Annotated in this window: 13 protein-coding genes; 3 read left to right on the top strand and 10 right to left on the bottom strand. The window is 68.9% G+C overall.

The window, feature by feature from the left end; translation table 11 throughout:
• Nucleotides 1-26: 26 nt before the first annotated feature.
• Complete coding sequence (ceoB, locus tag WS78_RS28795; protein WP_059580280.1) at nt 27-3,212, top strand: multidrug efflux RND transporter permease subunit CeoB; 3,186 nt, start codon at nt 27-29, stop codon at nt 3,210-3,212.
• Nucleotides 3,213-3,222: 10 nt separating this feature from the next.
• On the top strand, nt 3,223-4,755 hold the full coding sequence (locus WS78_RS28790; RefSeq protein ID WP_059580277.1) for an efflux transporter outer membrane subunit: 1,533 nt from the start codon (nt 3,223-3,225) through the stop codon (nt 4,753-4,755).
• Between the two features lie 868 nt (nt 4,756-5,623).
• On the opposite strand, the gene WS78_RS28780 is transcribed toward WS78_RS28790, so the two are convergent.
• Together WS78_RS28780 and WS78_RS28775 are read right to left on the bottom strand one after the other, a co-directional pair.
• Nucleotides 5,624-6,862: a dicarboxylate/amino acid:cation symporter gene (locus WS78_RS28780; RefSeq protein WP_038749590.1), complete on the bottom strand. Its 1,239-nt coding sequence runs from the start codon at nt 6,860-6,862 to the stop codon at nt 5,624-5,626.
• On the bottom strand, nt 6,846-7,505 hold the full coding sequence (locus WS78_RS28775) for a GntR family transcriptional regulator (protein ID WP_038749588.1): 660 nt from the start codon (nt 7,503-7,505) through the stop codon (nt 6,846-6,848). Before WS78_RS28775 ends, WS78_RS28780 begins: the two co-directional genes overlap by 17 nt.
• Before the next feature lie 155 nt (nt 7,506-7,660).
• Here WS78_RS28775 and WS78_RS28770 point away from each other — a divergent pair, with 155 nt between their 5' ends.
• On the top strand, nt 7,661-8,131 hold the full coding sequence (locus tag WS78_RS28770) for a GNAT family N-acetyltransferase (RefSeq protein ID WP_038749586.1): 471 nt from the start codon (nt 7,661-7,663) through the stop codon (nt 8,129-8,131).
• 185 nt (nt 8,132-8,316) lie between these two features.
• On the opposite strand, the gene WS78_RS28765 is transcribed toward WS78_RS28770, so the two are convergent.
• The 8 genes from WS78_RS28765 to WS78_RS28725 all read right to left on the bottom strand — a co-directional run bounded on the left by WS78_RS28765 (nt 8,317) and on the right by WS78_RS28725 (nt 18,665).
• Complete coding sequence (locus WS78_RS28765) at nt 8,317-9,216, bottom strand: AEC family transporter (RefSeq protein ID WP_059580271.1); 900 nt, start codon at nt 9,214-9,216, stop codon at nt 8,317-8,319.
• Between the two features lie 477 nt (nt 9,217-9,693).
• Nucleotides 9,694-11,580 (bottom strand): fatty acyl-AMP ligase, encoded by a 1,887-nt coding sequence (locus WS78_RS28755; RefSeq protein WP_059580266.1) that lies wholly within the window; start codon nt 11,578-11,580, stop codon nt 9,694-9,696.
• A gap of 16 nt (nt 11,581-11,596) precedes the next feature.
• The gene (gene fabD, locus WS78_RS28750) at nt 11,597-12,487 is read right to left on the bottom strand and encodes an ACP S-malonyltransferase (protein ID WP_059580262.1); all 891 of its coding nucleotides are present in this window, start codon (nt 12,485-12,487) and stop codon (nt 11,597-11,599) included.
• On the bottom strand, nt 12,488-12,919 hold the full coding sequence (locus WS78_RS28745; protein WP_059580258.1) for a hypothetical protein: 432 nt from the start codon (nt 12,917-12,919) through the stop codon (nt 12,488-12,490).
• Between the two features lie 64 nt (nt 12,920-12,983).
• Complete coding sequence (locus WS78_RS28740; RefSeq protein ID WP_059580254.1) at nt 12,984-14,843, bottom strand: AMP-binding protein; 1,860 nt, start codon at nt 14,841-14,843, stop codon at nt 12,984-12,986.
• 29 nt (nt 14,844-14,872) lie between these two features.
• Nucleotides 14,873-16,129, bottom strand: a complete 1,257-nt coding sequence (locus tag WS78_RS28735) for a type III PLP-dependent enzyme domain-containing protein (protein WP_059580251.1) — start codon at nt 16,127-16,129, stop codon at nt 14,873-14,875.
• Nucleotides 16,126-17,604 carry a hypothetical protein gene (locus WS78_RS28730; protein ID WP_059580247.1) on the bottom strand — a complete coding sequence of 493 codons (1,479 nt, stop codon included), beginning with the start codon at nt 17,602-17,604 and terminating at the stop codon, nt 16,126-16,128. Before WS78_RS28730 ends, WS78_RS28735 begins: the two co-directional genes overlap by 4 nt.
• Entirely contained in the window at nt 17,601-18,665 is a 1,065-nt protein-coding gene (locus WS78_RS28725) for an NAD(P)-binding domain-containing protein (RefSeq protein ID WP_059580321.1), read from the bottom strand. Before WS78_RS28725 ends, WS78_RS28730 begins: the two co-directional genes overlap by 4 nt.
• Between the last annotated feature and the right edge of the window lie 2 nt (nt 18,666-18,667).

The following is an 18,667-nucleotide window of genomic DNA, read 5'->3' as shown; positions in this document are numbered from 1 at the left end:
GCGCGCCTAATCAGATAGAGCCTTCCATGAACATATCGAAATTCTTCATCGATCGACCGATCTTCGCAGGGGTGCTGTCGGTCGTCATCCTGCTCGCCGGGATGATCGCGATGTTCCTGCTGCCGATTTCCGAGTATCCGGAAGTCGTGCCGCCGTCCGTGATCGTCAAGGCGCAGTACCCGGGCGCGAACCCGAAGGTGATCGCCGAGACGGTCGCGTCGCCGCTCGAGGAGCAGATCAACGGCGTCGAGGACATGCTGTACATGCAGTCGCAGGCGAACAGCGACGGCAACATGACGATCACCGTCACGTTCAAGCTCGGCACCGATCCGGACAAGGCCACGCAGCTCGTGCAGAACCGCGTGAACCAGGCGCTGCCGCGCCTGCCGGAAGACGTGCAGCGGCTCGGCATCACGACGGTCAAGAGCTCGCCGACGCTGACGATGGTCGTGCACCTGATCTCGCCGAACGACAGCTACGACATGACGTATCTGCGCAACTACGCGCTCATCAACGTGAAGGATCGTCTGTCGCGCATTCAGGGCGTCGGCCAGGTGCAGCTGTGGGGCGCGGGCGACTACGCGATGCGCGTGTGGCTCGATCCGCAGAAGGTCGCGCAGCGCAACCTGACGGCCGACGACGTCGTGCGCGCGATCCGCGAGCAGAACGTGCAGGTCGCCGCGGGCGTGATCGGCGCGTCGCCGACGCTGCCCGGCACGCCGCTGCAACTGTCGGTGAACGCGCGCGGCCGCCTGCAGAACGAGGACGAATTCGGCGACATCGTCGTGAAGACCGCGCCGGACGGCGGCGTCACGCACTTGCGCGACATCGCGCGCATCGAGCTCGACGCGTCCGAGTACGGGCTGCGCTCGCTGCTCGACAACAAGCCGGCCGTCGCGATGGCGATCAACCAGTCGCCGGGCGCGAACTCGCTCGCGATCTCCGACGAAGTGCGCAAGACGATGGCCGAGTTGAAGCAGGACTTCCCGGCGGGCGTCGACTACAAGATCGTCTACGACCCGACGCAGTTCGTGCGCTCGTCGATCAAGGCGGTCGTCCACACGCTGCTCGAAGCGATCGCGCTCGTCGTGATCGTCGTGATCGTGTTCCTGCAGACGTGGCGCGCGTCGATCATTCCGCTGATCGCGGTGCCGGTGTCGATCGTCGGCACGTTCTCGCTGCTGCTGCTGTTCGGCTATTCGATCAACGCGCTGTCGCTGTTCGGGATGGTGCTCGCGATCGGGATCGTCGTCGACGATGCGATCGTCGTCGTCGAGAACGTCGAGCGGAACATCGAGAACGGGCTCACCGCGCGGCAGGCGACCTACAAAGCGATGCAGGAAGTGAGCGGGCCGATCATCGCGATCGCGTTGACGCTCGTCGCCGTGTTCGTGCCGCTCGCGTTCATGTCGGGCCTGACGGGCCAGTTCTACAAGCAGTTCGCGATGACGATCGCGATCTCGACGGTGATCTCGGCGTTCAACTCGCTGACGCTGTCGCCCGCGCTGTCGGCGATCCTGCTCAAGGGCCACGGCGACAAGGAAGACTGGCTCACGCGCGTGATGAACCGCGTGCTCGGCGGCTTCTTCCGCGGCTTCAACAAGGTGTTCCATCGCGGCGCGGAGAACTACGGGCGCGGCGTGCGCGGCGTGCTGTCGAGAAAGGCGGTGATGCTCGGCGTGTATCTCGCGCTCGTCGGCGCGACCGTGATGATCTCGAAGATCGTGCCGGGCGGCTTCGTGCCCGCGCAGGACAAGGAGTATCTGATCGCGTTCGCGCAATTGCCGAACGGCGCGTCGCTCGACCGCACCGAGAAGGTGATCCGCGACATGGGCGCGATCGCGCTCAAGCAGCCGGGCGTCGAGAGCGCGGTCGCGTTCCCGGGGCTGTCGGTGAACGGCTTCACGAACAGCTCGAGCGCGGGCATCGTGTTCGTCACGCTGAAGCCGTTCAATCAGCGTCACGGCAAGGCGTTGTCGGCGGGAGCGATCGCGGGCGCGCTGAATCAGCAGTACGCGGCGATCAAGGATTCATTCGTCGCGGTGTTCCCGCCGCCGCCCGTACTCGGCCTAGGCACGCTCGGCGGCTTCAAGATGCAGATCGAGGATCGCGGCGCGGTAGGCTACGCGCGGCTCGCGGATGCGACGAACGACTTCATCAAGCGTGCGCAACAGGCGCCCGAGCTCGGGCCGCTCTTCACAAGCTACCAGATCAACGTGCCGCAGCTGAACGTCGACCTCGACCGCGTGAAGGCGAAGCAGCTCGGCGTGAACGTGACCGACGTGTTCGACACGATGCAGATCTATCTCGGCTCGCTGTACGTGAACGACTTCAACCGCTTCGGCCGCGTTTATCAGGTGCGCGTGCAGGCGGACGCGCCGTTTCGCCAGCGCGCGGACGACATCCTGCAGCTGAAGACGCGCAACGCGGCGGGCGAGATGGTGCCGTTGTCGTCGCTCGTCACGGTGTCGCCGACGTTCGGGCCGGAGATGGTCGTGCGCTACAACGCGTACACGGCGGCCGACGTGAACGGCGGGCCCGCGCCCGGCTACTCGTCGGGGCAGGCGCAGGCGGCCGTCGAGCGGATCGCCGCGCAGACGCTGCCGCGCGGCGTGAAGTTCGAATGGACCGATCTCACGTATCAGCAGATTCTGGCCGGCGACTCGGCGTTCTGGGTGTTCCCGATCAGCGTGCTGCTCGTGTTCCTCGTGCTCGCCGCGCTGTATGAAAGCCTGACGCTGCCGCTCGCGGTGATCCTGATCGTGCCGATGAGCATTCTGTCGGCGCTCACCGGCGTGTGGCTCACGCAGGGCGACAACAACATCTTCACGCAGATCGGGCTGATGGTGCTCGTGGGGCTGTCCGCGAAGAACGCGATCCTGATCGTCGAATTCGCGCGCGAGCTCGAGCATGACGGCAAGACGCCGTTCGAGGCCGCCGTCGAGGCGAGCCGGCTGCGGCTGCGCCCGATCCTGATGACGTCGATCGCGTTCATCATGGGCGTCGTGCCGCTCGTGCTGTCGACGGGCGCAGGCGCGGAGATGCGGCACGCGATGGGCATCGCGGTGTTCTTCGGGATGCTCGGCGTGACGCTGTTCGGCCTGATGCTGACGCCGGTGTTCTACGTGGTGCTGCGCACGCTCGCGGGCGGCAAGATTCACGTCGCGCAGAAGGATTCGGCGGGCTACGGGCTGCCGGCTCCGGACGCTTGAGGATAGGAAGATGAACAAGACCAACATCAACGAACGCATCGCGCGCGTCGCGAAGATCGCGGCGGCGAGCGGCCTGCTCGTCGCGCTGCTCGCCGCGTGCGCGGTCGGGCCCGACTACAAGCGGCCGGACGTCGCGACGCCCGCCGCGTTCAAGGAAGCGCCGACGCTCGCGCAGGGCGAGCAGGCCGGCACGTGGAAGGCCGCCGAGCCCGCCGACGACGCGCATCGCGGCGAATGGTGGCGGGTATTCGGAGATCCCGTGCTCGACGCGCTCGAGGAGCAGGCGCTCGCGGCGAACCAGAACCTGAAGGCCGCGGCGGCGCGCGTCGAGCAGGCGCGCGCGGCGACGCGCGCCGCGCGCTCGCAGTGGTTCCCGCAAGTGGGCGCCGGCTTCGGGCCGACGCGCGAGGGGCTGTCGTCGGCGTCGCAATTCCAGCCGCAAGGCGCGGGCCCGACGAACGCGACGCTCTGGCGCGCGCAGGGCACGGTGTCGTACGAAGCGGATTTGTTCGGCCGGGTCGGCCGCAACGTCGAAGCGTCGCGCGCGGATGAAGCGCAGAGCCAGGCGCTGTTCCGCTCGGTGCAGCTCGCGTTGCAGGCGGACGTCGCGCAAAATTATTTCGAGCTGCGCCGGCTCGATTCCGACCAGGATCTGTACCGGCGCACGGTCGAACTGCGCGAGCAGGCGCTGAAGCTCGTGCAGCGGCGCTTCAGCGAGGGCGACATCGGCGAGCTCGACGTGTCGCGCGCGAAGAACGAGCTCGCGACCGCGCAGGCGGACGCGGTCGGCGTCGAGCGGCGGCGCGCCGCATCCGAGCATGCGCTCGCGATCCTGCTCGGCAAGGCGCCCGCGGATTTCTCGTTCAAGGAAACGCCGATCGTGCCGGTGGCGGTGCGGGTGCCGGCGGGGCTGCCGTCGGCGCTGCTCGAGCGGCGGCCCGACATCGCGGCCGCCGAGCGCGCGATGATGGCCGCGAACGCGCGCATCGGCCTCGCGAAGTCCGCGTACTTCCCGAAGCTCGACATCACCGGCTCGTTCGGCTATGAAGCGGCGACGCTCGGCAATCTGTTCCTGTGGTCGAGCCGCACGTTCCTGCTCGGGCCGTTCGCGGGCACGGCGCTCACGCTGCCGATCTTCGACGGCGGACGGCGCAGCGCGGGCGTCGCGCAGGCGCGCGCGAAGTACGACGAGGAAGTCGCGAACTACCGGCAGCAGGTGCTTGTCGCGTTCCGCGAGGTCGAGGACAACCTCGCCGATCTGCGTCTGCTCGACGATCAGATTCGCGCGCAGAGCGATGCGGTCAACGCGTCGCGGCGCGCGGCGACGCTCTCGCGCACGCAGTATCAGGAAGGCGCGGTCAGCTATCTCGACGTGATCGACAGCGAGCGCTCGGTGCTCGAATCGCAATTGCAGTCGAATCAGCTGACGGGCACGCAGGCGGTGTCGACGGTCAACCTGATTCGCGCGCTCGGCGGCGGCTGGGCGGGCGACGTGGCCGTCGGTGCGCGCGAGCCCCGGCAGCAGGACGTCGCGTCGCGTTGAGCGGTGCGTGCGGCGGCTGCGGATCGTGAGCCGCCGCATGCGCCGATGCGCGTCTGACTTGCTTGGTCGGAAAACACGATAGCCGGGGGCACGGCGTCAGGAAGTCCGATGACGCTCACGAGCCTGAGAGTCGGAATCTGATGGGCCGAATGTTCGAACGCTCGATGATCGAAGCGCTCGAATGCTGAAGAGCTGAAGAGCTGAAGAGCTGAAGAGCTGAAGAGCCCTGCTGCCTGAGTGTCCAACTGCCTGCCTGACGGCCCAAGAGCCCAAGAGCCCAAGAGCCCAAGAGCCCAAGAGCCCAAGAGCCCAAGAGCCTGAGGACCGCGCGAACGCGACGGGCGCACGAATCCGACGCCCGTCGCGTGACGGCCGGCATGCGCGATGAAGAGCGGGAGGCGCAGCCGTCGCTTCGCATCGGCGGCGCAAGAACGACGATTCGTATCGAATCGATCCAACCGGCCTGCGGCGGCGCGACGCCTGTTTCGCGCGCCGTGTCTCGGCCTACACTTGGCAGCGGCGCATGAAACGCGAACTCATCGTTTCGTTGCGCCGCTGGGTCCGACAATAAAAAGCGCAGTCCCAGCGTGGGGCGACAGGGACTGCGTAACCGCCTGCATCCGAGGGCCAGAAATACTCGCAGACGGAACTACAATCGCGCGGGCGATGTCATGCGAGGCGGTTGCCGTGTCGTGCGCCGCCGCACGCGCGGCGTGCCGCATCCACCGAACCGCCGAGCATCGCGCTCGCAAAAACTTTCCCGCATCGGCCGGCGCGCCGCGCCGGTCGTCGAATCTTCGGTTTCCGGCAGCCTTCGCCGCGCCGTTTCCGCGTCGCGCGCCGGTGTCGACGGCGCGCACGACATGCTTCAGACGCGCGACGCGTGCGCCGCGGCGTCCGCGATCTCCGGCGTGACGCCCGACACGCGGCTCGCGAGCGTCGTCGCGACCGTGCTCGCGTACACGTTGAGCGCGGTGCGGCCCATGTCGAAGAACGCGTCGACGCCGAGAATCAGCAGCACCGCTTCGGCGGGCAGCCCGATCGCGGCGAGGATCACCGTGATCGCGACGACCGCGCCGGACGGCACGTTCGCGGCGCCGTCGATCGTGATGATCGTCAGCACGGCGATCGTGATCATCAGCGGCCAGCTCCATGCGAGCTGATACGCGTCCGCGAGATAGCACACCGCGAGCACCGTATAGAGCACCGCGCCTTCGCGATTGAAGATGTACGACAGCGGCAGCACCGTCGACGCGACCGACGCCGGCACGCCCATCTCCGTCAGCTTCTTCAGATGCACGGGGAACGTGATTTCGGACGAGCGCGTCGTGAAGCCGAGAATCAGCGGCTCGCTGACCTTGCGCACGACCGCGCGCGGCGAATGGCCGGCGAGCTTGACGATCAGCGTGAGCCACAGCGCGAGAACCGCCATGCCGAGGTATGCGATGCCGAGCAGCTTCGCGAGCGGCGCCATCGCGGCGAGCCCCTTCGACGACAGCAGCACTGCGATCGCAGCGAAGATCGCAATCGGGGACAGCGACACAACCCACTCCGTCATCTTGAAGAATGCGGCGAGCATCGATTCGCAGACGGCGACGAACGGCGCCGCGCGATCCTCGACGGCGGCGAGCGCGCAGCCGAGCAGCACGCCGAACACGAGCACCGGCAGCGAATTGCCGGCCGCGAGCGCGCCGACGATGTTCGACGGGATCATGTCGGTCAGGAACTTCAGCCAGTCGATGCCGCTTGCGAGATTCGCCGGCATCGACGCCGTCTGCGCATGGCTCGCGCCGATGCCCGGCCGGAACAGCCAGTTGAGCGCGAGGCCGAGCGACGCGGCGAGCACCGTCATCAACACGAAGAACACGAGGCTGAACGCGGCCGTCTTGCCGAGCCGGCCGCGCTGCGTGCCGGCGCGGAACGCGCCGAGCGTCACCGACAGCAGGATCAGCGGCAGCACGACCATCTTGATCGCGTGGCCGAACAGCGTCGAAATGAATGCCAGATCGCGGCTCGCGGCGGGCGCGATCAGGCCGAAGGCCACGCCGAACGCGAGGCCGAGAATCATCAGCAGCGATAAAGGAATTTTTTTATTGGCCAGTGTCATATTGAGCTCGAATTAATCGGATTCTGTCCGGAGTGCCGTCGATCACGTGATTCCACATCAGGCGCCGCGCCGTTTCCGCGTCCCGCATATCGATGGCCGCGCAAATCTCCAAATGTTCGAGCGTGCCGCGCCTGACCGTCGCGAAATCGCTTCGCGGCAATTCGTTCAGCGCGTGAGTTTGCGCGCGCAGTAGCTTGTATGTCGTAAATAGCCGGTCGTTGCGCGCGGCCTTGAATATTTCGTCATGAAAGACCCAGCCGATTTTCTGTTCGACCATGATGTCGGCGCTGTTTTCGTCGACGAGCCGGCGCATCTGCGCGTGCGAGCGCGACAGGCCGTCCGTCGCGCCGCCGCGCGCGGCGAGGTACGCCGCGGTGCTTTCCAGCGCGAGGCGCAGCTCGTAGATTTCGCGCAGATCGTCGCGTGTCGGCTCGTTGACGAAGGTGCCGCTCTTGTCGACGATGTTGACGAGCCCTTCCGACGCGAGCAGTTGCAGTGCGCTGCGCACCGGCATCTGCCCGACGCCCAACTCGTGTGCGAGGCCCCGGTGAGAGATTTTCTGCCCGGGCGACAATCGGCCGTCGAAGATCCGCGAACGGATCTCGTCATAGGCGCTGCCCGTATCGGACGAGATTTTCTCCATTATCTGTGATCGCAGTTTGTTTGCTTGAAATTAATGAAGCGAGCAACATTTATTCAGATTAACCGCATCGGCCGGGGTGAACAACAAATATTTTTTTGCGAACGAAAACATTCGCGCATTTAGAATGGGTCAATCAATTTTTTCGTAAACAGCCGATGCTCGTCGATCAACAGTCGTACTCAATCGTGACCGTGCCGGTTGCGTCCGTGTTGCCGCTCAGGGCCAGAATTCTGCTGGACGGGGACGAGAACGCGAGCCGCTTTCCGTGCGACGACCACGAGGCGACGCTTCATCTGGCGGCCCGAACGCCGGACGGGATCGTCGCCGTCGCGACGATCTGCCGGCAGGCGTTCCGCGATTTCCCGCCGGACAGCGCGTGGCGGCTGCGCGGCGTGGCCGTCGAGCCGTTCATGCAGGGGCACGGCGTCGGCACGCGGCTGATGCGCGCGTGCATCGAGTACGCGCAGCGGCGGGACGGAAAGGTCGTCTGGTGCACTGCACGCGATTCGGCGCGCGGCTTTTACGAATCGCTCGGCTTCGTCGCGTCGGGCGTGCCGCTGAAGATTGCCGCGCGGCCCGACATGGTGTTCCACGAAATGCACCGGTTGTTGCCCGACGGTGCGTGACGGCCGCGCGAGCGCCGTTGCGCCGCGTTCGACCGACGGGGCGCGGCGCGCTTTTCGCCACGGTTGCGGCGAGAACCGCCGCGTGCACGCGATATCCGCGCCGGGCCGGGCACTCGACGAAGACCGTGCGCCGCGGGCCGGACGGTTCGTGTTCCGAATCAAATCTCGCGGCCGTTTCGGCCGTCTCAATAGGGCAGCGCGCCGCGCCATAGCCACGCGGCCGCGATCGACGCCGGCACGCCCAGCGTCATCAGCGCGCCCGCGAGCGGCGGGTCGAGCTTCTTGTCGATCGCGATGAGCCCCGCGATGATCATCGGCGGCATCGTCGCCTGCACGAGCGCGACGGCGAGCGGCACGCCCCGCTGCGCGAACAGGTAGAGCCCGCACGCGAGCACGATCGCCGGCACGACGAGCAGCTTGAGGCCGATGCCCACGACGAAGTTTCGCGCGGCGTCGCGGGCGCTGCGCAGGCTGAAGCTTGCGCCCACCGAGATCATCGCGATCGGCGTGAGGGTTGCGCCGAGCGCGCTCAGCACGTCCTCGACGGCGGGCGGGAACGGCACCGGCCGCAACAGCAGCGCAAGCGCCATCGCCTGAATCGGACGGTAGCCGGCGAGCTGCCGCGCGACGCCGCGCCAGCTCGTCGCGCTGCCGGCATACAGATCGGCGGCGACGAGGCCCGCCGTGCACATCACGATGAAGTTCGCCTGGTCGACGACGAGCGCGTGGCCGACCGCCGCGCCGCCGATCAGCGCCTGCACGACCGGCACGCCGACGATCGACGTGTTGCTCGTGCCGCAGACGAGCGTGAGGCAGCCGACCGTCGCCTTGTCGAGGCCGAGCAGCGCGCCCGCCGCGAGCGCGAGCGCCGCGGTGGCCGCGAACACGATGACGGGCGTCGCGAAGAGCCACAGCACGTCCGCGCCGAAGGCGATTCGGTGCAGATGCTGCAGCACGAGCGCGGGCAGTGAAATCTGGATGACGAAATAATTGAGGCTGGCCGGGAAGTTGTCCGGCAGGCGCTTGCTCCGTGCGAGCGCGGCGCCCGCGACGAGGCAGGCGAGAACGAGAATCAACGAAGCCATCGATCGGCGTTTGAACGAATCGGATGCCGGACGGCCCGGCGGGCCGCCCGTGCGGGTTGGTGTCGAAGAACGGCGCGACGCCGGGGCGGAGGCGACGGGCGTGCGCGTGGCGCATGTCACGTCGCGCGGCATGCATGCGTGCGTGCGGCGCGCGCACGCCGGACTATAACCCGGTGTGCGGCGCGATGCGAGGATTCCGGCGATGCGTGTCCGCGAATTCCGCTCGATCCATGCACGGCGTTCGCGGGACCGACGATCGCCGCGCAGGTAGAAAGTGGAGCGTAGAACGTACGACGCACGACACGCGCGACACGCACGACTCACGACTCACGACACGCGACACGCGACACCCGGCGCAGAACGCAGAACGCAGAACGCAGAACGCAGAACGCAGAACGCAGAACGCAGAACGCAAAACACCGAACGCCGCCACGCGACCGTCCGAGGAATCGAGCGCGAGCGCCGCGCCGCGCGCGGTCAGGCGACGGCCCGCGCGTCGCCTGAAGCCTCGCGGCCACCGCCCGCGCACCGCTCGATCAGCGGCGCGAGCCACGCTTGCGCGGCGTCGTGCAAATGCGCATCCTCGATCGTGAACGCGCCGTCCGCGAGCATCTTCGCGCAGGTCGCGCGCTGGATCTTGCCGCTCGACGTCGTATGGATCTCGCCCTTCTTCACGCGGATCACGCCGCTCAGCGTCAGCTGGCACGCGTCCCACACCTCGCGGCCGATCTCCGGCGCGAGCGTCGCGAGATCGAACCGGCCGATCGCCTCCAGCACGACGACGACCCCCGCCTGCTCGTCGCGCTCGACCATGATCGCGGCGAGCCGGTTCGCGCGGATCTGGTCGGATACGTTGAGCACCGCGCCTTCGATATCCTGCGGATAGTAGTTGACGCCGTTCAGGATGATCAGATCCTTGATCCGCCCCGAGACGAACAGATGGCCGCGATCGTCGACGAAGCCGAGGTCGCCCGTGCGCAGCATGCCGTTCGGAAAGGCGTCGCAGCGGTATGCGCGGAACGTTGCGTCGGTTGCGTCCGGGCGGCCGAAATAGCCGTGGCAGACGCTGTCGCTCGCGACGCAGATCTCGCCGATCGCGCCCACCGGCTGCGGCTCGCCCGTCGAAGGATCGACGATGCGAAACGTCTGATCCGCATGCGCGAGCGTGCCGACCGACACGACGTCGATCGACCTGCCGTCCCCCTCGTGCGGTTCGAAGCGCCCGTCGGCGAGCGCGCCGTAGTCGGCGCGCCGGATGACGACGGGCGCGCCGAGCTGCTTCGACGTTGCCGCGAGCGTCAGCTCCGCGAGCCCGTAGCAGGGCGCGAAAGCGTCGTAGCGAAAGCCGGTGGACGCGAACGCGTCGGCGAACTCGCGCATCGTGCGCGGCCGCACCGGCTCCGCGCCGTTGAACGCCTGCTCCCATGTCGACAGATCGAGCCGCGTGAGATCCATGCGGCTCGCGCGCCGGCGGCACAGCTCGTAGCCGAAGTTCGGCGCGCCGCTGCAGGTCGCGCCGTAGTCGGACACCGCGTGGAGCCAGCGCGCCGGATGCTGGAGGAAGTCCTGCGGCGACATGAACACGGCGGGCCGCCCCGCGTAGATCGGATGCAGGATTGCGCCGATCAGCCCCATGTCGTGATAGTGCGGCAGCCACGACACCATCAGCCAGCGCTCGCGATCGCTGCCCCAGTGCCGGCGCAGCAGCCGCTCGTTCGCGAGCAGGTTGTCGTGGCCGACCATCACGCCCTTCGGATCGGACGTCGAGCCGGACGTGTACTGGAGGAACGCGATGCTGTCGGGCGCGACGGCGGGCAGCGCGGGCGCGGCATCGTCGGCGATCGCGTCGATCGCGTCGAACGCGTCGAACGCGTCGAACGCGTCGACTTCGCGGCACGGCGGCGCGACGACGCCCGCCGCGCACAGCTCGGCGAGCACGGTGTCCCGCTCGCCCGCGCCGCAGATCGCGAACGACGGCGCGCAATCGCGCGCAATCGAAATCAGCCGGCGGCGCTCTTTCTCGGTGCGCGGCGGCAGCGCCGGCACGGCCATCCGGCCCGCGTACAGGCAGCCGAAGAACGCTTCGATGAAGTCGGCGGCGGACGGGAAGATCAGCAGCACGGGGTCGCCCGGGCGGCCGTGCGCGACGATTTCGCGCGCGATCGCGAGCGCGCGGCGGTGAATGTCGCCATAGCGCATCACGCGGTCCGGCATGCGGCCGTAGCCGAGGTAGCCGTATGCGAACTCGTCGGGCGTCGTTTCGGCGCGAAAGCGCAGCACGTCGGCGAAGTTGGACGCGGGCGCGAGCGGCGGCGGCGCGGTCAGCGTCCGGCAGGCGGCGAGGGCGGATTGGAGGGGTGACATGTCGGATCGGTCCTCTTCAAAGAGATGCGGGTGACAGCGCGGCGGGCTGTTCGGGCTGTTCGCGCCGGATTGCGTCGACGAGGCGCGTCAGGACCCGGCGGCCGGGGCCGAGCTCGACCCATTCGTCGACGCCCGAGCGCAGCATGTGACGGACGCTGTCGCGCCAGCGCACCGGTTGGTCGAGTTGCTCGACGAGATAGTCGGCGGGCGTGCCGGGCGGCTGATAGGGGCGCGCGGTCACGTTCGACACGACGGGCCGCGCGGGCTCGGCGAGCGTGAAGCGCGCGAGGAATGCGTCGAACTCGGGCTTGAGCGGCGTCATGCAGCGCGAGTGGAACGCGCCGCTCACCTTCAGCGGATGAACGGTGACGTCGCCGCACGCGTCGAGCATGCGCGCCGCGCCGTCGACCGATGCGGCCGGGCCCGCGATCACGGTTTGCCCGGCGCTGTTGTAGTTCGCGAGGTCGACGTCGTCGAAGCCGCGCGCGCGCAGGCGGCGGCCGAGCTCGGCCGCGCTCACGCCGACGACCGCCGCCATCGCGCCGCCTTCGACGGACGCGAACAGCTCGCCGCGCCGCTTGACGATCTCGAGCCCGGTGCGGAAATCGAACACGCCCGCCGCGAGCAGCGCGCTGTATTCGCCGAGGCTGTGCCCGGCGAGCCAGACGTGCGCGTCGTCGTGCGTGTCGCGCCAGGCGGCGAGGCAGAGCGCGTTGACGACGAAGACGGCCGGCTGTGCATAGCGGGTGTCGGCGAGCAGGCCGTCCGGATCGTCGATGCAAAGGCGCGCGACCGACAGGCCCATCACGTCGTCCGCCTGCTCGACGATCCGCGGATGCCGTTCGAACAGATCGCTGCCCATGCCGGCCGCCTGCGAGCCCTGGCCAGGGAAAATCAATGCCTTCATTTATGCTCCTGCGAACATGTAGCCGCCGATGCCGAGCGCGACGAGCATCGCGATCGCGACGATCCCGCCGAGCTTGTGCTGCACGCGGTCGATGCGTTCCCACGCCGCGTAGTCGTCGCGCGCCGCGTAATGCCTGCGGCGCACGACGATCCACACGCACACGGCGTTCAATGCGATCGCGAGCGTGCCGAACGCGACCTTCGTGAGCAGCAGCGGCGTCGGCGCGCGATGCGCGAGCAGGATCGCGCCCGTGATCAATACGATCGTGAAGGCCGGAATCTCGACGTATTTGTCGGTGGCCCAGTGCAGCTTCGAGATGAACGCGCGCTGCTCCGGACTCCGATCGATCGCGTGCTCGAAGATGCCTTCGACGATCACGCAGCTCATCCACGCGGCAACGAAAATCAGATGCAGGAACAGTACGAGCTTCATGGCGTCTCCTTCATGGTCGGTCGATGCGGTTCGGTGAAATGCGCGAGGCCGGCGGCCCGGCGCGTCATGCGGATTCCCGTTCGCGCCGCGCCGCGAAGTGCTCGAGCAGCTTGCGCCGGAGAATCTTGCGCGTCGGGCCCTTCGGCAGCTCGGGCAGATCGTCGAGCTCGTTGAGCAGCACGACGTGGCGCGGGCACTTGTAATGCGCGATGCGGCCTTCGCACAGGCGGCGGACGTCGTCCTTGCCGAGCGTCGACGACGGCCGCAGCTTCACGTACACGCACACGTCCTGGCCGAGAATCGGATCGGGCACGCCGAGCGCCGCGCATTCGACGATGTCGGCGCAGCCGTGCAGCACGTTCTCGATCTCGGCCGGATAGATGTTCTCGCCGCCCTTGATGATCAGGTCGTCCGCGCGCGTCGCGAAGAAGAAATGACCTTCGTCGTCACAGTAGCCGTAATCGCCCGTGTGCAGCCAGCCGTCGCGAAAGCGCCCGGCGGTGAGCTCGGCGCGCGCGTGATAGCGCGCAGCGACGTTGTCGCCGCGGATCAGCATCTCGCCCGTCTCGCCCGCGGCGACGTCGCGGCCGTGCGTGTCGACGATCCGCAGCGCGTTGCACGGCAGCGCGACGCCGATCGAGCCGAAGCGGCGGCGCTCGGCGGGATGGCGGTTCATCGTCGCGAACGATGTCGTCTCGGTGAGGCCGAAGCCCTCGAACACCGGCACGCGGTATTCGCTCTCGAAGCGGTTGCGCACCTCGTCGAGCAGCACCTGGCCGCCGCAGACGATGCCGCGCAGCGTGCCGTCGGTGCGCTTGAGCCCGTATTCGAGGAACGCGGACAGGAACGCGGGCATCACGCTCGTCCAGTTCACGCGATACGCGTCGATCAGCTTCCAGAACGACGGCAGCGCCGATTTGCCTTCGAGGATCACCGAGCTGCCGCCCGCGATCAGCGGCGACAGCAGCGTGATCACCTGGCCGTTGTTGTGGAACAGCGGCAGGATGCACATCGTGCGCGTGCCGGGCTCGAACGCGAACCAGTCGGCGAGCGCGCGCGCGTCGGCCAGCAGGTTCCGGTGCGACAGCACCACGCCTTTCGGGTGGCCTGTGGTGCCGGACGTGTAGAGGATGCTCGCGTCGTCGTCGGCGGCGAGATCGGGATCGGCGGCGATCGTCGCGTGCTCGGCCGCCGCCGCGAGCGCTTCGAGGCCGAAGCCGGACGCGGCGTCGGCGCTCGCGAGGCGCGCGCTGTCATCGTCGCCGAGCTCGGCGCGCACCGCGTCGCGCAGGTTCGTCATTCGCCGGTCGAACACGACGAGCTTCGCGCCGCTGTTGCGGACGATGTACGCACACTCGGCCGCGCTCAACGCCGGATTGATCGGCACCGACACGACGCCGAGCAGATGCGCGCCGAAGTAGTACGCGAGGAACTCGGGGCCGTTCGGCAGCACGACCGACAGCCGGTCGCCGCGCCGCAACCCGTGCGCGCGCAGTGTTTCGGCGGCGGCGCGCGAGAGATCGTGGAACGCGCGATACGTGTAGCCGCGATCGTCGGCGGGAAAGAACAGGAACGGCTCGTCGGGCAGTGCGTCGGCGCGCGCGTGCAGCAGCGCGCCGATCGTGGCGGGGGCGGCGCCGGCCGTATCCGCGGCCGATATGGGCGTTGCGCCCGCTGGCGGCGCGTCGCCGGCCGGCCCGCGCTGCCGCTCGATGTAATGCAGCAGCCGCTCGAAGCTGTCGAGCCGGTAGGCGTCTTCGAGGCCGATGTCGATGCCGAATTCGGCGGCGACCTTGCCGAGCAGTTGCACATGCGCGAGCGACGACCATTCGGCGAGATTCTGCATCGACACGCCGGGGCCGAACGGCGCGCTCGTGAAGATCCGGCTGCCGAGATCGCTCAATTGTCGTGAAAGCGAGGACACGCTGGGGCTCCTTATCGTTGAAGTTGAGGTCAATGCGGCGCGGCGTCGAACAGCGCGAGCTCGCGGAACTGTCCGCGCAGGCAGTGGTTCGAGCTCATCGACGACGCGTAGCCGCCCGCGTTCAGCAGCGCGACGAAGTCGCCCGGCTCGACGGGCGGCAGGCTCACGTGGTCGCCCCACACATCGAGCGCCTCGTTGATGTTGCCGGCGAGACACACCGATTGCACGGCGCCCGGCCGCCGCACGCACGGCACGGGCTCGCACGGCAGGCCGTAGAACGCGGGCTCGATCGCGAGGTTGAAGCCGCCGTTCAGGCCGACGAAGCGGCGGTTGCGCTTGAGCTCGACGTACGCGACGCGCAGCACGAGCATGCCGCCGTCCTTCGCGATGAAATCGCCGGGCTCGATCGCGAGCGCGAGCGGGCGGCGGCCGAAGCGCGCGTGCACGGCCGCGCGCCAGCGCTCGAGGTCGAGCGGCCCGTCGGTCGCGCGATGCGGCAGGCCGAGCCCGCCGCCGAGGTTGACGCCGCGCAGGCCGGGCACGCGCGCGACGAACGCGTCCAGCGCGTCGAGCACGCGCTCGAACGACGCGAGTTGCGCATCGAGGTAGCCGCAGCCCGCGTGGCAGTGCAGCCACGTCACGGCGAGCCCGTGCCGCGCGGCGAGCTCGAGCGCCGCGCCGAACTGCTCCGCATAGATGCCGAACTTCGTCACGTTCGCGCCCGCGTAGCTCAGGCGTTCGCTGTCGCCGTAGCCGATGCCGACGCCGGGATTCACGCGGATGCCGATCTTGCGGCCGGGCGAGCGGCTGCCGAGCAGCGCGATCGCGCTGAGCGTGTCGCAGTTCACGTGCACGCCGGGCAACGCGGCGAGGAGGGCCGCTTCGTCCGGCATCATCCCGTGCGCCGTGTACGAGATGCGCTCGGGCGCGAAGCCGCACGCGAGCGCTTCGCGCAATTCCTCGGGCGAGCACGCGTCGATGCCGAAGACCGGCGAGCGCCGCAGCTCGGACAGCAGCGGGCGAAAGCGATTCGCCTTCATCGCGTAATAGACGCGGAAGTCGCCGCCTTGCAGGCCGCCGAGCGCGCGTTGCAGGCGTTCGACGTTGTCGACTGCGCGCTGCGTGTCGTACAGGAAGAGCGGTTCGGCGAAGGCGGCCGCGAGCTCGGCGACGTTGCGGCCGCAGAAGTGCAGCGCGCCGTCGCGGTAGTGCAGCCTGTCGCGCGCCCACCAGTCGTCGGGCGGTGCGGCGCGGGATGGGTTGAAGGCGTCGGGGTTCGCGTTCATCGGTGGGCGGTCGGGTAAGCGGTTGAACGGAAGAAGAGCGGGGCGAGGTCGAGCGCCTGCGCGCTCGACGCGAGCGCGTGAGGCGCTTTCGCGCAGGCGAGCACCGCGTCGGCGAGCGCGGCGGGCGCGATGCGCAGCCGCGCGCGCGGGCCGCTTCGCTCGACGGCGACGCCTGCCTGCGCGGCAATCGCGTCGACGAACTCGACGGCCGGCTGATTGCCGTCGGTGCGCACGTAGTCGAGCGCGACGGCCGGCAGCGCGGCGCGTTGCGCCGCGAGCGCGAGCGCGAGCAGCACGCCGTGCTCGGCCTGCTTGCCGAGCACCGTGCAGCTCAGCACGAATTCGGCGAGAACGGGCAGCCCGGCCTCCGCGCGCACGAGCACGAAGCCGCTGCAGCCGTATTGGCCGAAGCGGTCGGCGATGGTCAGCGCGAGGCCGCATGCGTCGCGCGCGATCGCGTCGAGCAGGTCGGCTTCGAGATACGGGCGGCCGCTCAGGTGGAACGTCGCGGCCGTGTGGCTCAGGCGCGCGCTTTTCGCGAGCGCCGTTTCGTCGTCGAGCGCCACGCTCGCGACGCGCAGTTGCAGGCGCTCGAAGAAGCGGGCGAGCGACGGCGCGGGCGCCGCGGCCGTCGTGCCGCTGGCTGGCGAGCCTGTGTGCGGCGGCGCGGCGTCGTGCGTGGCGGCGGTGTTCGTTTGAATGGCGGCCCCGGTGGCCCCGCCGAGCGCGGGGGCGTGCGCACTCGTCGCGGCGGCTCGCGAATCGGCGCTTGCGCGCGCGCAGGCCGGCGTGTCGGCGGCGCGGGTTTCGACGGCGCTGGCTTCGGCGGCGGCGGGCGAGTGCGCGCTCGCAACAGCGGCCAATTCGGCGCGTGCGGTATCGTTCGCGTTCGCCGCGGCACGCGTCGTTTCGCTTGCTTCGCCGCGCACACGCTCGGCGAGCCACCGCGCGAACGCGGCGAATCCCTCGATCGTCAGCGGCACGTGGCCGAGCTTGTCCGCGACCGGATCGAACGGCTGCGCGATCGCGCTCGACGCGGCGAAGTCGGCCCAGTCGAGCGCGCGCAAGCCGGGCACGCCGAGCAGCGCGTGTTCGAGCCGTCGGCACGCATCGGCGAGATTCGCGCCGCGCGCGTCGAGCGCGGGCGACGGCAGCACGACGATCCACGACGGCGCCGCACGGTTCGCGCCGAACGATGCGAGCGCGTCGAGCCATGCGTGCGCACGCTGCGCGAGCAGCGCGGCGAGCGCGTCCGGCGTTTGCGCGCGCTCGCCCGCTTCGTGACGCACGAAGTCCGCGAGCCGCACGAGCAGCAGCGTCGCGTCGCCCGCGTGCCGCGGATCGGGGGCGACGAGCGTTTGCAAAAGCTGGTTGTAGCGCGTGAACGCGACGTCGTCGAAACCTTGCGCGCGCAGCAGCGGATCGAGCGGCGACGCCGTGAACGTCGCGCCGACGAGAAGACGCCGGGCGCTCATCGTGCGATCTCCGGCTCGGCGTCGGCGGCGGCCGCCGCCGTCGATTGATAGAGCCCGCCCGCGCTCTCGGTCGGGAAGCGGAACGCCGCGCGCACTTGCGCGTGCGTCACGTTGAGCGGCCGCTTCAGCACCGCGCGGCGCGCCGCGTCGAGCGACGCGTAGTCGTTCGACGCATGTTCCTTCAGATAGGCGGAGAAGTCGCCGCTGTCGATCTGATCGAGCACGCGCGCGGCGAGCTCGCGCACGGCGGCGGGCAGCGTGCGGCCGCGCCAGCGGTGATAGCCGACCTGACAGGTCGGCGAGCCTTGCAGCGCGACGACTTCGTCGAGCCCGATATCCGCGCCGTCGAGCATCATCTTGCCCATCTCGCCCGAGCCGTAGACTTCGAGCAGCGCGGCCTTCGGATTGAAGCCGCGCTCGACGAGCGCCTGAAACCCCGCCTCGACGAGATCGACGAGCGCGGGCGCGAGGAACTGCTCCTGAAACAGATCGAGGAACGTCTCCTGCCGGTAGCCGAGCGCCATCACGCCCGCGCGCGTGAAGCCGACCGCGCGCGCGACGGCGAGCACCTTCTCGCGCGCGCGGCCGGTGTGGTCCGCGACGATGTCGAAGTAAGCGGGCGCGCCCTGCCCGGCGAGATAGTAGCGGCGGATCGGATCGCCGTACATGCGCGGCGCGAGCATCGCGAGATCGCGCCCGGCGAGCGGGCGCACGTCGCCCTGCACGAGCGAGTGCCCGTGCGCGACGCACAGCAGCGCGCCTTCGCGCAGGTTGGGCGCGATGCCGGCATCGAACACCGCGCCGTGCGCCTCGTCCGGAATCAGCAGCAGCACGATGTCCGCGTGCGCGACCGCCTCGGCGATGCCCGTCACGCGATGGCCTTCCACGCGCGCGAGCTCGAAGTAGCGGTCGTCGATGTTGCCGACGCGCACCGATACGCCGCTGTCGCGCAGATTCGCCGCGAACGCGCGGCCCTGAATGCCGTATCCGATCACGCTCACGGTCAGGCCTTCGAGCGGTTGCAGCGACGCATGTTCGTCTTGATAGATGAGATCGTCCATGA

The sequence above is a fragment of the Burkholderia savannae genome (genome assembly GCF_001524445.2).
In the GTDB taxonomy this organism is placed as follows: Bacteria; Pseudomonadota; Gammaproteobacteria; order Burkholderiales; family Burkholderiaceae; genus Burkholderia; species Burkholderia savannae.
This window is presented reverse-complemented; position numbering and strand designations above follow the sequence as displayed.